The 14,507-nt window shown below is 35.5% G+C and carries 15 protein-coding genes and 2 pseudogenes; 5 read left to right on the top strand and 12 right to left on the bottom strand.

Features of this window, described 5'->3' with window-relative positions; genetic code table 11:
• Positions 1–255, top strand: a 255-nt coding sequence (locus HRT72_07185) for a hypothetical protein (protein ID NQY67490.1), incomplete at its 5' end; no start/stop codon positions are given.
• 158 nt (positions 256–413) lie between these two features.
• Positions 414–821, top strand: a complete 408-nt coding sequence (locus HRT72_07190) for a response regulator (protein NQY67491.1) — start codon at positions 414–416, stop codon at positions 819–821.
• 135 nt (positions 822–956) lie between these two features.
• On the opposite strand, the pseudogene HRT72_07195 reads toward HRT72_07190, so the two are convergent.
• Both HRT72_07195 and HRT72_07200 read right to left on the bottom strand, forming a co-directional pair.
• Positions 957–2,213: pseudogene (locus tag HRT72_07195) on the bottom strand (IS3 family transposase).
• 200 nt (positions 2,214–2,413) lie between these two features.
• Entirely contained in the window at positions 2,414–3,310 is an 897-nt protein-coding gene (locus tag HRT72_07200) for an ABC transporter substrate-binding protein (GenBank protein ID NQY67492.1), read from the bottom strand.
• A gap of 117 nt (positions 3,311–3,427) precedes the next feature.
• Between HRT72_07200 and HRT72_07205 the strand changes: the two are divergent.
• Positions 3,428–5,025 (top strand): annotated as a pseudogene (locus HRT72_07205) (peptide chain release factor 3).
• 46 nt (positions 5,026–5,071) lie between these two features.
• Here HRT72_07205 and HRT72_07210 read toward each other — a convergent pair.
• Positions 5,072–5,473, bottom strand: a complete 402-nt coding sequence (locus tag HRT72_07210) for a hypothetical protein (protein ID NQY67493.1) — start codon at positions 5,471–5,473, stop codon at positions 5,072–5,074.
• A 22-nt stretch (positions 5,474–5,495) separates the two neighbouring features.
• A complete protein-coding gene (locus HRT72_07215) occupies positions 5,496–6,056 on the bottom strand; it encodes a sigma-70 family RNA polymerase sigma factor (protein NQY67494.1) in 561 nt (186 codons plus the stop codon).
• A 224-nt stretch (positions 6,057–6,280) separates the two neighbouring features.
• On the opposite strand from HRT72_07215, the gene HRT72_07220 reads away from it, so the two are divergent.
• Positions 6,281–6,865, top strand: coding sequence for a cytochrome c oxidase subunit 3 (locus HRT72_07220; protein ID NQY67495.1), 585 nt, complete (start codon positions 6,281–6,283; stop codon positions 6,863–6,865).
• Positions 6,866–6,876: 11 nt separating this feature from the next.
• Here the strand turns inward: HRT72_07220 and HRT72_07225 are convergent, their stop codons facing one another.
• The 8 genes from HRT72_07225 to HRT72_07260 form a co-directional block, all read right to left on the bottom strand.
• Entirely contained in the window at positions 6,877–7,194 is a 318-nt protein-coding gene (locus HRT72_07225) for a hypothetical protein (GenBank protein ID NQY67496.1), read from the bottom strand.
• 77 nt (positions 7,195–7,271) lie between these two features.
• Complete coding sequence (locus HRT72_07230) at positions 7,272–7,631, bottom strand: hypothetical protein (protein ID NQY67497.1); 360 nt, start codon at positions 7,629–7,631, stop codon at positions 7,272–7,274.
• A 63-nt stretch (positions 7,632–7,694) separates the two neighbouring features.
• Positions 7,695–7,928, bottom strand: a complete 234-nt coding sequence (locus HRT72_07235) for a hypothetical protein (GenBank protein NQY67498.1) — start codon at positions 7,926–7,928, stop codon at positions 7,695–7,697.
• A 2-nt stretch (positions 7,929–7,930) separates the two neighbouring features.
• Positions 7,931–8,602 carry a hypothetical protein gene (locus HRT72_07240; protein ID NQY67499.1) on the bottom strand — a complete coding sequence of 224 codons (672 nt, stop codon included), beginning with the start codon at positions 8,600–8,602 and terminating at the stop codon, positions 7,931–7,933.
• A gap of 9 nt (positions 8,603–8,611) precedes the next feature.
• Positions 8,612–8,980, bottom strand: a complete 369-nt coding sequence (locus HRT72_07245; GenBank protein ID NQY67500.1) for a cytochrome C oxidase subunit IV family protein — start codon at positions 8,978–8,980, stop codon at positions 8,612–8,614.
• An 18-nt stretch (positions 8,981–8,998) separates the two neighbouring features.
• Positions 8,999–9,868, bottom strand: coding sequence for a cytochrome c oxidase subunit 3 (locus tag HRT72_07250; protein NQY67501.1), 870 nt, complete (start codon positions 9,866–9,868; stop codon positions 8,999–9,001).
• A gap of 39 nt (positions 9,869–9,907) precedes the next feature.
• A complete protein-coding gene (locus HRT72_07255; GenBank protein ID NQY67502.1) occupies positions 9,908–11,683 on the bottom strand; it encodes a cbb3-type cytochrome c oxidase subunit I in 1,776 nt (591 codons plus the stop codon).
• A gap of 29 nt (positions 11,684–11,712) precedes the next feature.
• Positions 11,713–12,756 (bottom strand): cytochrome c oxidase subunit II, encoded by a 1,044-nt coding sequence (locus HRT72_07260; GenBank protein NQY67503.1) that lies wholly within the window; start codon positions 12,754–12,756, stop codon positions 11,713–11,715.
• 370 nt (positions 12,757–13,126) lie between these two features.
• On the opposite strand from HRT72_07260, the gene miaA reads away from it, so the two are divergent.
• Positions 13,127–14,017 (top strand): tRNA (adenosine(37)-N6)-dimethylallyltransferase MiaA, encoded by an 891-nt coding sequence (gene miaA / locus HRT72_07265; protein NQY67504.1) that lies wholly within the window; start codon positions 13,127–13,129, stop codon positions 14,015–14,017.
• The last annotated feature ends 490 nt before the right edge of the window (positions 14,018–14,507 follow it).

A 14,507-nucleotide genomic window follows, 5' to 3' on the forward strand; every position in this document is an offset into this window, starting at 1 on the left:
AAGTTTTTAAATATCTACATTGAAAAGAGAACAAAGGAAACACCTGCAAAGTATAAAATTGTAGATGCCTATAAAAAGATTCACATCAATAAGAATCGAAAATCCAACTTTACAATTACTAAGATAAAGACCGTTTCGATGGTGCATGAAGGCATTGAGACTCGCGTTCATATGAAGGATTTAACGATTGAACGAATGAGCGATAATAGAGATGTTGATATGGAACAATGTCACTTTACGATAGTAAACAATTAGAGCGAGAGAGAATATTTACCCCCTCCAAACAGGGTTAATACAAACTCATGTTAAAAGCCTCACTTATGTGAGGCTTTTTTTGTGTAGTGTATTTTGGCACACAGTTTAAGCACAACAGACAATGTGCCGTCAACCTTGAAGATACCGTCCCAAAAAGTGTGTCTGTAAAAGAATCAATCATCTCAACTAACATCCTGCTTGTAGACGACAGCGAAACCAACGTTATGTTGGCAAAGATGATGTTGACTACATTAAACTGTCACATTGAATGCGCTTCAGATGGCGAAGAGGCAATTCATTTATATGAAGACGATACCTTCGGCATTATTATAATGGACATTCAGATGCCTGTAATGGATGATGTAACCACTTATATAAATCTAAAAGGATTGAATGCAAAGCTCCCTCCTGTTGTCGCTCTCACCCATTTTCATCGAATGACAAAATATAACAACCTAATCGAAATTGGATTTAGCGCTGTTTATGAAAAACCCATTACAATAGAATTATGTAAGACTATTATTTCGGAATGGAAATCAAATACGATGGAACAAACTTCGATTTAAAGCCAAACAGACTCTTTCAACTAAGTATTAATACACATACAGAACACCAAATAATACCACTAACTGTAAGTCTTCAAACTAAAGTGAACTTTTCCTTAGTGAGTATTTCATGATAATTCAAAATTACATTTTTTTCTAAGTTTCTGTCTCTTCTTTCATTTTCAATTGTTTGTATTCTAGCCTTCTATTGTGCAGGGTAATCCGCTTTATTCTCTCTCTCTCCTTCAAGATTGCATCACCCCGACCATAAGTAGACATCAGCCGGAGTTAGGTTATTTATCGATTCATGGTAACGCTCATTATTATAGCGATACACGAACTTTTCAAGCGCACCTTCAAGCTCCTCTGGTCGGTAATAATTATCCAGTTTCACCACATTTTTCATCGTTCGATGGTAGCGCTCAATCTTGCCTTGTGTTTGCGGGTGCATTGGCCTGCCGTGTACTTGAGTCATATTATGGTGATCGGTTAAATACTCCTTTAGCTCAGAGGCGATGTAGCAAGACCCGTTGTCTGAGAGCAGCTTTGGGCGTTGCTTGGTAATCAGTTTCGCCTTGTTAACCGCTCTGTCAATAGTTCGTTTTTACATCTTCTGCCTTCATCCCCGCGCAGAGTTCCCAGTGAACGATATATCTGCTGTAATTATCTAACACAGTGCTTAGGTAATACCATCCCCAGCCAATAATCTTGAAAATAGGTAAAGTCTGTCTGCCACATTTTATGAACGAACTTGGTCTTATCTGTGAACTCGTTTCCAGCTGTCAAAAACATGTGGGCAAGGGACGTAATTAAGCCCCTGGCCTTTAATATACTGTACACGCTGGACTCAGAGACAAAGATCTGCTGTTCTATCGGTTGATGGTAGACAAGCTCCCTATAAGACAATCCAGGACGCTCTAAGGCAATCTTCAACAATCAGATTATTTTGTTCATCTGGGATGCTGTTCCATTGCCTTCTGCAAGATCGTTTGCGAGGTTCCAATCCCTCTACTCCATTTTCGGAGTACGCCTTGTGCCATTTGTAAAAAGAGCTTTTGTTTAAGTCTATTTCACGCAAAGTATAGTTGACTCCCAGATCAGATTCAACAACCATCTTGATGAGCTCCTGTTTTTCGGATACGGTAAAACGCATATACTTCTTGAATTTCCCTCTTAATCCAAAATGTCCGATGTTTTTTTATCATATCGTAGCGCAGTACCAAGTCAGCAATAGCCTCCTTTAAACGAAGGTTCTCATTACGCAGGGCGGTTACTTCACCGGAGGTAGCCTCTCGTGTTGTATCGCCAGCTAAGCGCTTCTTTCCCGCTTCGAGAAACTCTTTGTTCCATTACTATCTGGATCTTCTGTTCAGAACTGAAAACACGCCTTGTTTTTCTGCGTACTTCTTTGATGAAATTTTAGGTTGTTTGTTTTTTCTTCTTATTTGTTTCCATAACTGATTAAATTTAAATATTAATGCTTGGAAACACTCACTTAATTTAGACCTAGAAGCGGTCCACTTTATGCTAACGATTTACAGAAATAAGTGAATATGCTATTTAGAGAGAGTTTAATACAGAAGGTTCAACCACTAATAATTTCGCATTAAAGACTAAACAGCTTTAAAGGCATTATTAAGTGCTGGTTTAATAGGAACGAGTTCTGGATGAAAAAGATGAGATAAAATTTCAATTCCATCTATTAATAAAGAACTTGGTTGAGTAAAGTATTTTGAGTCTGCAACATATACTTCTCCATTATTGACCGCTTTGAGATTTCCCCAATTAGGGTTATTCTTTAATACAACTAATCCTTCAAAGGCTCTTTCTGTATCAAAACCACACGGAGCAAAAACCAAAACCTCCGGATCATATTCAAAAATTGATTCAAGAGATATTTCTATTGAAGGTAAATTTGTGTTTGCCAGATCGTCTAAACCATTTGCTTCTCTAATTTGATCTGGAATCCAATGTCCTGCATTAAAAATCGGATCAGCCCATTCTAAAAAGGCCACCTTTCTAATTGGAGCATTCGCTAATCTCGATCTGTTTTTCTTAAGTCGCTCACTAATATCTAATCGTAACGCCTCCCCTTTTTCAGGAACTCCTAATTCATAAGCAACTAATTCAATATCATTAAGTACATCATAGAAAGATTTTGGATTAAGCGAAACAATCTTAGGTTGATTCGCTAAACCAGCCAATCCCTTTGTTACAGCAACGCTATCAATCTGACAAACGTCACATAGATCTTGCGTAAATACGACATCGGGTCCTAACTCTTCGAACAGCGCAATCTCTATTTCATTTAAACTATTGCTACCATGATGCGCTTCTTTAACGATCTGGTCAATTTCTTTACTAGATAATCTATGGCTATCAATTAGAGATATTAAAACAACTGGCTTATCTGAATCACATTCAAATGTTACTCCCAATAAATTGTCATCAAGTCCTAAGTCTTTAATGATTTTAGTGGCTGCTGGTAAAAAGGAACATGCTTTAAGCATAAATAAGAAATGTTAAGTTGTTAATTATAAGCTTATTAAATATAGAATTATTAATTCTTAAATCATCATTCTCTTATTCGTAAATTCGCACCTTTATCAACAAGAAATTAAGAAGTTATGAACTCGAAAGAGTTACTTTCAGAAATCAAAAAAAGAAGAACCTTCGGGATCATTAGTCACCCAGATGCTGGCAAGACTACGCTGACCGAGAAACTACTTCTTTATGGTGGAGCTATTCAAACAGCAGGAGCAGTTAAGTCAAATAAGATTACAAAAACGGCTGCTTCCGATTTCATGGAAATTGAAAGACAAAGAGGTATTTCTGTCGCTACGTCAGTGATGGCATTTGAATACAAAAATGTATTAATTAACTTATTAGATACTCCTGGCCATAAGGATTTTGCAGAAGATACTTACCGAACACTAACTGCAGTTGATTCAGTTATACTAGTAATTGATTGTGTTAAAGGTGTTGAGCAACAAACCGAGCGATTAATGGAAGTATGCAGAATGCGTGATACTCCAGTAATTGTATTTGTAAATAAAATGGATTTAGAAGGAAGAGATCCTTTTGAATACTTGATGAACTTGAGGATAAATTAAAGATTAATGTTAGGCCATTAAGCTGGCCCATTAACATTGGACGAAATTTCAAGGGAGTTTATAAGCTTTATGACCACTCTCTAAACTTATTCAATCCTAATAAAACTGAAATTGAAACAGAGGTTATTGAAATTAAAGAGTTAACAGACCCACTACTAGACACCACTATAGGGGATATAGACGCCAACCAGTTAAGAGAAGATATTGAACTCATTGATGGTGTTTACGAGCCTTTTTCGGAAGAGCTATACAAGGATGGACTTCTTGCACCAGTCTTTTTCGGGAGTGCTTCAAATAACTTTGGCATAGAAGAAATGTTAGATACCTTCTTAGATATCGCTCCTTTTCCAGCCAGTAGATATACCGACAAAAGAGAAGTTGTTCCTACTGAGGAGAAATTCTCAGGATTTGTATTTAAAATACATGCTAATGTTGACCCTAAACATAGAGACAGAATAGCGTTTTTAAGAGTTTGTTCTGGAATGTTTGAACGTAACAAATTCTTTCATCATGTTAGAAACGACAAAAAAATCAAATTTTCCAGTCCTGTGAATTTTGTTGGTCAGCGTAAGAGTATTATCGATAATGCCTTTCCTGGTGATGTAATTGGCTTATACGACACTGGAACCTTTAAAATTGGAGATACACTTACAGAAGGTGAAAACATGATGTTCAAAGGTATTCCTAGCTTCTCACCAGAGACTTTCAGAGAGCTTGTTAATATGGATCCAATGAAGGCAAAACAACTAGACAAAGGAATTAGACAATTAACAGAGGAAGGCGTTGCTCAACTATTCATTCATGAAATGGGCCAAAAGAAAGTAATTGGAACTGTTGGGGATCTACAGTTTGAAGTTATCCAACATCGCTTACAACACGAATATGGTGCATCATGTCGGTTTACTTCTTTAAATTTTCATAAAGCGTGCTGGGTAACATCTAGCGACAAAGCTCAATTAAAGAAGTTCGAACAAACAAAATCAAACGTTCTTTATAGGGATCGGAATAAGAATTTGGTCTTCTTGGCCGATTCTGCCTGGATACTTCAAACCACCCAGGAAAAATTCGACAAACTGGACTTTCACTTTACTTCTGAATTCGATAAAAAATAACAACACAAGGTTCATTATGTTATACGAAATTAAATAAACTTAACATTTAACAACAGTTACTATCCTTTTTACCATAACAACCACAGTTACATTCTGGACCACAATTACATTCTCCAGGAGGGCAGCCACAAGTACACCATCCCATTCCTTTGTTAAATTTTTCTCGATCTTCCTCACTCATATCCGCCATTTTTTCTTTGAGCTTTGATTTCCACTTATGTCTTCCCCACGATCTTCCATCTCCACATTTAGTAGAACATCCTTTTCCCCCACCGAAACTTCCAAAAAGCATTTTACAAAGAACGAGTAATCCTAAAGCCTGTGCATAACCAACTGTATTCAATCCGAATAACTCAGGCATTAACCAATTCCAAAGCAACATTACGAGGTAACCAAATCCAAACACCCCTAAAACAGCTAGAATGCACCAACCAATACATTTACTCATCCAATACTTCATAAACTTCTTCTTAATTATTAATTAACTCATTATAAATACCTTGCAACCGCTTTCTTAAAAACAAAACGGCATACCTTTTTCTTGATATTAGTGTATTAACAGCTTCACCAGTAATATCAGCTATCTGATTAAAGCTCAATCCATCTAGTTCATGCATTTCAAAAACCTCGCTTTGCTCTATTGGAAGCTCTGCCAAAGCCTCTTTAATCTGCTCCATAATCACTTTATGTGCAAATTGTCCATCTGGACTTTCATCGTTAGAAGGCAACCAATCCGAAACATTTAGGGAAACTCCATCTTTATCATTCCTAGAAACAATACTTTCTAAAGATTCCGTTTTCTTTTTTCTAAAAAGATCAATAATCTTGTTTCTAGCTACACGGAACATCCATGAAGAAATCTGATCTATAGGTTCATTTAACTGAACCGTTTTAACCAACTGGTAAAAGACATCCTGAAGAATATCTTCAGCTTCAATTTGATTTCCAACCCTGCTCTTGATGAAGTTAAGCAAGCGCTTCTCCTCCTTCTTCACAACGGTTTGAATCTCTCTTTCCTGATCCGCTGGCATGCTAAATATTTGTAATGCTGTTTCCATCTACAATGATGACGGATAACAAATAGTAATATTTTACTGTTTTATAATATCTTCAAATGTAAATCATAAACCATTCAATTTTAAGCCATTAGTAATTATTAATTTTCAACTTAATGAGTTACCAAAAAGCGTTGAAAACTGGTTATACAAGGAATAACATTCATTATCTTCGTAGCCTAATACATTAATAATACACCATGTCTACAATAGATTTAGTTGCTCAAGATAAAAGGACTGCCTACCAAAAATCTGCAAAAATGTTGCTTTGGGTAGGCATGGGAAGTATGTCAATGGCTTTCGCTGGCCTTACAAGTGCGTATATTGTAAGTAGCGGGGAACCGAGTTGGATCGTGACTGCTATACCACCAGCTTTTACGACGAGTACAATTATTATTTTATTAAGCAGTATAAGTATGTGGTACACGCAAAAATCTGCAAGAAAAGATGATCTAAAGGGCATTAAACTAGCTATAACAACAACTTTTCTTTTAGGATTGGCTTTTATCTACACACAAATACAAGGATATAGTCAGCTAATTGATAATGGCGTTTTTTTCGGAGGAAGCTCTAGCTATGCCGCAGGATCTTATATATATGTATTAAGCGGATTGCATATCGCTCATTTAATAGGGGGAATTATTGTTTCTATTGTTGTAATGATAAAAGCTTATCTGAACCTGTACAGTTCAAAAAACATTTTAGGAATTGAGCTTTGCTCTATCTTCTGGCATTTCCTTGCGATATTATGGTTGTTCTTATATTTGTTTTTAGGATACAACTAAGTATTTAGGCTTTATAAGTCTTCTACCAGAATTATTAAGGCGTAATCATTTCTTTCGATAATTAATTTGTGTCTGGATTCTTCTCCAGAACTTATTTGAATTATATCTCCTTCAATAAAACGCTTTAACTGTCCGCTGAAATTGATACTAAAGTTACCCTCTAGTACATATCCTAAATGAGCCTTTAAACACCAATCATTTTCAATAAATCCAGTTGAGTACTCGGCAAGCTTCAACTTCTTATTACCCTCTATAAATTCTTTGTACCGAATACCTCTATCGAGATCTATCCAAGGCCTTTTTTCAAAATCCTCTCGGGTTGTTTCCATATTGATAATTTTGATCAACTGATCCATAAAAAAAGCCGTCTCTACAATTAGAGACGGCTTAATTCAATAAACTCTTTCTACTTCTGCTCTAGAGCTTCAACGGTACCAGTTGCAGCAGCTTTTTCTACTCTCGTAGTCTCGTAAAAATCTTTAGTCATTAAACCCGTAACCAGTATTAAAACGTTAATTGCCAAGCCTAGAATTGTTATTTTCGCAACAGTTTTAAAACTAAACAAACCTAAGTATGATATTAGTATTATCATACTAATTGAAATTGTAATAGTTAAACGAATCATGTGATCCATCGCACCATATACAGAAGCTAATGCACCTATAACAAATGTGAACATTAATAAAAATCCGGCTGTACCCAATTTATTATGCTCCATAAACACTTCCATTTCACTCATTGATTCGTTATTACTAGAACTTGACATGCTTTTATTTTTTAATTCGTTTATAAATGTAGTTACTATTTAATTAAGTTAAGAGGCAAATTATCAACTTTCAATATTTTCTTGTTTCATCTTATTCTTGTAAATAAAATATCCAACACCACCTATTAATAGATATGGGATAGCCATCATATATAGTATACCATTATTAATTCCACCACCGATCCCTTCTTCATTAGATTCTATCGTTGCCTTACACATGGCACATTGAGCAGAAACATCGGACTGAATATATAATATTGCAATAAACAAGAGCAAAATTGTGATAACCGTTTTCATAATTATGAATTTAGTTGTTTATCCCTTTTTCTCCATTCTTCTGTTTTCAATACTTTAATGTCATCCATTAATCGGTTTACATCTGTTGAATCACTCACATTATAATAACCCCTTATACGTCGACTTTTGTCAAACAGTAACATTTGCTGTAAATGTTTTATTGAACCTGGAGTTAATGCTTCTCCATTTAGTTCAATCATTAATCTACGATGCCCCATCAATAAACTATCACTAGTATCAATAGGCTTGAGCACGTGCCAAGTTTCGCCATTAATGTGGCATTTTGAAACATATTCATCAAAACTTTGATTCTTATCCATTCCAACCATCATCTGAACATAATGGACATCATGAGTTTTCCTATACTCATACTGAACCTTCATTAATTTTCTAGACGACTCTGTGCATTTATACTTACAGTTGATAAAATGATATCCAATTACTACAATTTTATCATGTAGAACAGAATCGTTAAACGAAGTATTGTTCTGATCTTCAAATTCAATGTTTTGGGGAAACATTGTAATTTCTACTCCATTAACGTTAGAATTTGCAATAGGTAATGGATGGAAGTTATGTTCCGCAGAACCGAATACACCCAACAATATGATTGGGGTAATCATTATTACAAGAAGGAGTACTTTAGTTTTAACCCAAGACGTGCTTATTGCCATCGATGCCTATTACCACAAGTACATTAATCTACCGTCGCCAGCCAACCAAGCTTCATTAAAAACGATAAAAACTAAGTACAAGATAAAAGATGTGTAAGGAACAAGTAACACATACTTAAATCCTTTTCGTTCTTCTCCAAGGTGCATAAAGCTCATGATAATCATGCCAGCTTTAATTAATGTAAGGACGATGAAACCGATTTTAATCATCTCCCATCCCATTCCATTTTTGGCTCCCCAAACACCCATACCTACTTCAATAAGAGTAAGTAAACTTAGAATGCCAGTGATTTTAAAAATTTCTTTTCTTAATTCTACACCTTTCTCTTCGCTATGCTCTGCACCTAACGAATATTCTATAATGTCATCTCTTTCCATAGTAGTAGTCTTTTAAGCTTACAATAAGTAAAACGCGGTGAATACAAATACCCAAACCAAATCCACAAAATGCCAGTACAATCCTGTTTTTTCAACCATTTCGTAATGTCCTCTTTTATGGTATATACCTTTCGCTACACCAATTAGAATAATGATATTTATTAATATACCACTTGAAACGTGAAACCCGTGAAATCCTGTAATAAAGAAGAAGAAATCGGCGTATTGCTGCGGACCATATTCATTCTCTGTAAGGTTAGCACCATGAACATGATGACCTTCTTCTATTTTTGTAACAGCTGTTGCCCCCGTATAAACATCATCAACCTTAACTCCTCCAGCAGTAACTCCAGTAACTCTAAATTCAGCATCATCAGTCCACTCCGCAATTTTATGCGCATGGTCATCAGAACTTTCATAAATATTTCCTCTTGTTCCATCTATATATGTATACACACCTTCTTCTGTTCCATGAATAAAGTGTCCCCATTCCCAAACTTGAGAAAGAACAAAGAACAAACCTCCAATCACAGTCATACCTAGCCAAAACTGAACTCCTTTCTTATCTAACCTATGACCTGCTTCAACGGCTAATACCATTGTAACAGAACTTACAATTAGAATAAATGTCATTAACGCTACATACATCAATGGTAGATTAGCATGTCCTGTAAAAGGGAATGCATGAAATACATCTTCAGCAGCAGGCCATACATCTACGTATTTCTGACGAGCAAAACCAAGTGCAGTTAACAAACCACCAAATGTTAGCGCATCTGATACTAAGAAAAACCACATCATCATTTTTCCATAACTCATACTGAATGGTGATCTGCCACCTTCCCAGAGTTCTTCTTGCGAAATGTCTTTTGTTACTTCTCCTGCCATTGTAATTTATTTAGCTATTAAATAATTTTCTTAATTCTATTAGTGATAATCCTCACCCATATCTTTTTCTCCTTCTGCCAAAGCTTCAGTCTGAAGACAGAAATCTTCTGGTTTACCAGGCTTAGAGTAATCATATGCCCATCTTTTTACAATTGGCAACGGTCCATTCCAGTTACCATGTATATGTTCTACCGGTGTAGTCCATTCCAATGTATTTGCTCTCCATGGATTCTGAACAGCCTTTTCACCTTTAAAGATGCTATAGAAGAAGTTCACTAAGAAAATCCCTTGAGATATAGTTCCACCTATTGCAAAAATAGATACTAAGAAGTTAAGATCAACAAAGTCATCCTGGAAAGGGAACTCTGTGTTTGAGTAATATCGTCTAGGAACACCTGCTAATCCTAAGAAATGCTGCGGAAAGAATGTACCATAAGCACAGATAAACGTGAACCAGAAATGAATATACCCCCAAGTCTTGTTCATCATTCTTCCATACAACTTAGGATACCAGTGATATACACCTGCAAACATCGCAAGTACTGCAGATAATCCCATTACAATATGGAAGTGAGCCACAACGAAATATGTATCGTGTAAGTTGATGTCAAGTGCATTATCCGCTAAGATAATTCCTGTTACACCACCAGTAATAAAAGTTGACACCATTCCAATTGCAAAGCACATTGCTGGCGTGAATTGAATATTACCTCTAAACAACGTTGCCAAATAGTTAAACACCTTAACTGCTGAAGGAATTGCTATCAACAATGTTGTAAACGTAAATACAGCACCGATAAAAGGATTCATTCCTGTAACAAACATATGGTGTCCCCATACAATAAACGATAAGAATGCAATCGCCATTATAGAGTATACCATTGCTTTGTATCCAAATATTGGTTTTCTAGAGTTAACCGAAATTACCTCAGAAGCTAAGCCTAACGCCGGTAAAATAATAATGTATACCTCTGGGTGACCTAAGAACCAAAACAAATGTTCAAATAATATTGGACTACCACCCTGAGCAGGTATTGCCTCTCCTGCGATAAAAATATCAGACAAGTAGAATGCAGTTCCGAATGTTCTATCGAAGATTAATAATACTACACAAGCAAACAATACCGGGAAAGAAAGTACTCCAAGAACAGCTGTAAAGAATATAGCCCACATAGGTAAAGGCATTCTATACATAGTCATTCCTTTAGTTCTAAGGTTAATTACAGTAACAATGTAATTAAGACCTCCTAATAAAGAAGAAACAACAAATAAAGACATTGCTGATAACCATAAATCCATCCCCATTCCTGATCCAGGCATTGCTTCAGGTAATGCACTTAATGGAGGATATACTGTCCAACCACCAGATGCTGGTCCGCCAGTAACAAAAAACGAAGAGATCAATATAACAGTAGCACCGAAGAAAAACCAGTACGAAAGCATATTCATAAAACCAGATGCCATATCTCTACATCCCAATTGTAATGGAATAAGAAGATTTGCGAAAGTTCCACTTAAACCAGCAGTAAGAAGCCAGAATACCATGATTGTACCATGTAAAGTAACCAATGCCAAATACATATTAGGATCCATAATGCCATTTGGTGCCCAACCATCTCCTAAGAAAAAATTAAGAACTGCAGAAGGTTCTCCTGGGTTACCTAATTGGATTCTAAACAAAGAAGCCATTATTGTTCCAATAGTAGCCATAAATATTCCTGTTATAAGGAATTGCTTAGAGATCATTTTATGATCTTGGCTAAATATGTAATGCGTTATAAAACTTTCTTTGTGGTGGTGTCCGTGATCGCTCATAATAAACTAATCTTTACTCTAATATTCAATTATTTTAATGCTAGTCCAGCTGTAACAACAGTTGTTTCCTCTTTGGTATCTTCTGCAACTGCTATCATTCCTTTCTCAGTAACATTCTTTTGTTCAGCTAACCAAGCTTCGTAATCTTCTTGCGTATCCACAATTACATCCATTTGCATGTTAAAGTGTGTTGCTCCGCAAATCTTATTACAATATAGTAAGTAGTTAAACTCATCATTACCTAACTCTTCTCTCATTTGAGCAGTAGTCTTAGTAGGAACAAAGTGAAATCTAGTTGTCATCCCTGGTACACAGTTCATTTGAACTCTAAAATGAGGCAGGTATGCACTATGTATAACATCCTGAGATCTCATCTGTAAATTGATCGATTTCCCGACCGGAATATGAAATTCTCCTTTAACAACTACGTCATCATGTCCTCTTTCATCCGTAGCATCTATTCCCATATAATTCATGCCTTCTATCAAAAGATAGTTTAAAGAACCTAACTCATTATCATCACCTGTATACCTAGCACTCCAATCAAACTGCTTAGCATATAATTCAATTACTATTCCATCTGCAGGTGCTGGCGATGTTATCTCTTCCCAAGTACTTAATCCCCATATAATAATTATAGTTAATGGAATACAAGGAGCAATTGTCCATGCCAACTCTAATTTATGATTAACCGGAATATATTCAGCTTTAGAATCATCTCTACCTCTATATCTAAGTGTTAATCCAAATAGGATTGTGATACAAATAACAAAAATCGCGGAAACAAATATTAAGTTAAAATTCATTAGATCATCAATAACAGCTCCGTGTATTGAGGATGCAGGAGGCAAAATCAATCCCCAGTACCTCTCCATATTGTATATAAAGAAGCCAAATAGAGCTAACATGAATATGAAGAATAAATTTGCTTGAAGTTTATTCTCTCCTTCAGTAACAACAGTATTCTTATTGTTTGGACCGTCAAGCTCTCTAATCAACTCGTAAACCCTAAAGATCTGAGACACTACTATGTAGGCTACAACCGCAATGGCAACTATTAATACTGCATTCATGTTATATAATATTATGATTTGATAAACTGATTATGTTCTTGATAGTTACGCAAGATATATGCAACATCATATGGATAGGTGTACTACTCAATTTTACCTTTTTATTAAATACATTTTAAACCGATTATTTTCAGAAATGTTCCGAAATCTCATCAGTTTTCTATATACTAACGACGCCAAAATTAACCAATATTTAATCTCAAGCAAGTCAATAGTATATTTTCTTTATGAACAGATGAGTGTGCATTACAGAGAGTATTTTACATTGTTTTCCTAACTATTTCATAAATAGAAAAATAACAACGGGTTATATCGGTCATACAATACGGTTTCATCTTCATGCTTATTTTTTAATTATTAATATTGTTCAATGATTACTATTATCGGTCCGACAGCCTCGGGGAAAACAAAACTTGCCATTAAGATTGCCGAAAATCTTAATGGTGAAATAATAAGTGGCGACTCTAGACAGATTTACCGAAGAATGAATATTGGTACCGGTAAAGATCTAAACGAATATAAAGACACCCCCTATCATCTTATAGATATTGAAGAACCCGGGGAAGAGTATAATCTATTTCGTTATCAGAGAGATTTTCACAAAGCATTTAATAATGTAACGAAGCGAGACAAACATCCTATCCTATGCGGCGGAACAGGAATGTATATTAGTGCAATTCTGGAAGGTTATGAATTGGATAATGTTCCATTTGATATCGATTTCAGAAAAACATTAGAAGCAAAAACAGAAACCGAGTTGGTGAAATTATTAAAGACCTTTGGCCCTCTACATAATAAATCAGACATCTCTTCCATGAAAAGATTAATTCGAGCTATTGAAATTGCGACTTTCTCAAAAGCTAATACGCTAGAGAAAAACAATTACCCACCAGTTAAATCTCTTATCTATGGAATAGACATCCCAAGAGATGTGCTCAAAAAAAGAATTACATCTAGACTTACAGAAAGGTTAGAGAATGGAATGATAGAGGAAGTAGAAGGATTGCTTAGTGAAGGTCTTACTCATGATCAATTAAAATTTTACGGTTTAGAGTATAAGTTTGTCACACAGTTTTTGAGTAATGAATTAAATAGAAATGACATGTTCCAAAAACTCAACTCAGCTATTCACCAATATGCTAAAAGGCAAATGACATGGTTTCGAAGAATGGAGAAAAAGGGCCATACTATCACCTGGATCGATTACATATTAAGTGATTCTGAAAAGTCGAGACTTATTACCCAAGAGTTGAATAGGTAAATCACACTATTATTTACCCTGCTTTTTAAGCGTAATTGCGGAGTAACATCTTAAAGATTCATCCCGTTAAAGAGGATAGGAAATTCGTTTCCTTTCAAATTCTCTCAATGCTTGTTTGGTTAGAATATAGGGGCTTCGCGGCCCCTATATCTTTTTGTATTAGCCGGTAAATACCTTTGCAAAAACCAGTAAAAACACGTAGTAACTTCTTAAAGATTCATTCCGTTAAAGAGGATAGGAAATTCGTTTCCTTTCAAATTCTCTCAATGCTTGTTTGGTTAGAATACGGGGACTTCGCGGTCCCCGTATCTTTTTGTCAAACGCATAGAAAAATCACTTTATTATCAATTATAAGCTATCCTAATCAGGGGTTTACAAGGCTAAAAATTAAGTTAATTCGCGTAGTAACATCTTAAAGATTCATCCCGTTAAAGAGAATAGGAAATTCGTTTCCTTTCAAATTCTCTCAATGCTTGTTTGGTTAGAATAC

The organism is Flavobacteriales bacterium (assembly GCA_013214975.1).
In the GTDB taxonomy this organism is placed as follows: Bacteria; Bacteroidota; Bacteroidia; order DT-38; family DT-38; genus DT-38.

Excerpts from the sequence above, each read along its gene's own strand:
- HRT72_07200 (NQY67492.1), bottom strand. The coding sequence starts at position 3,310 with ATGCTTAAAGCATGTTCCTTTTTACCAGCAGCCACTAAAATCATTAAA.
- HRT72_07210 (NQY67493.1), bottom strand. The coding sequence starts at position 5,473 with ATGAGTAAATGTATTGGTTGGTGCATTCTAGCTGTTTTAGGGGTGTTT.
- HRT72_07215 (NQY67494.1), bottom strand. The coding sequence starts at position 6,056 with ATGCCAGCGGATCAGGAAAGAGAGATTCAAACCGTTGTGAAGAAGGAG.
- HRT72_07220 (NQY67495.1), top strand. The coding sequence starts at position 6,281 with ATGTCTACAATAGATTTAGTTGCTCAAGATAAAAGGACTGCCTACCAA.
- HRT72_07225 (NQY67496.1), bottom strand. The coding sequence starts at position 7,194 with ATGGAAACAACCCGAGAGGATTTTGAAAAAAGGCCTTGGATAGATCTC.
- HRT72_07230 (NQY67497.1), bottom strand. The coding sequence starts at position 7,631 with ATGTCAAGTTCTAGTAATAACGAATCAATGAGTGAAATGGAAGTGTTT.
- HRT72_07235 (NQY67498.1), bottom strand. The coding sequence starts at position 7,928 with ATGAAAACGGTTATCACAATTTTGCTCTTGTTTATTGCAATATTATAT.
- HRT72_07240 (NQY67499.1), bottom strand. The coding sequence starts at position 8,602 with ATGGCAATAAGCACGTCTTGGGTTAAAACTAAAGTACTCCTTCTTGTA.
- HRT72_07245 (NQY67500.1), bottom strand. The coding sequence starts at position 8,980 with ATGGAAAGAGATGACATTATAGAATATTCGTTAGGTGCAGAGCATAGC.
- HRT72_07250 (NQY67501.1), bottom strand. The coding sequence starts at position 9,868 with ATGGCAGGAGAAGTAACAAAAGACATTTCGCAAGAAGAACTCTGGGAA.
- HRT72_07255 (NQY67502.1), bottom strand. The coding sequence starts at position 11,683 with ATGAGCGATCACGGACACCACCACAAAGAAAGTTTTATAACGCATTAC.
- HRT72_07260 (NQY67503.1), bottom strand. The coding sequence starts at position 12,756 with ATGAATGCAGTATTAATAGTTGCCATTGCGGTTGTAGCCTACATAGTA.
- miaA (NQY67504.1), top strand. The coding sequence starts at position 13,127 with ATGATTACTATTATCGGTCCGACAGCCTCGGGGAAAACAAAACTTGCC.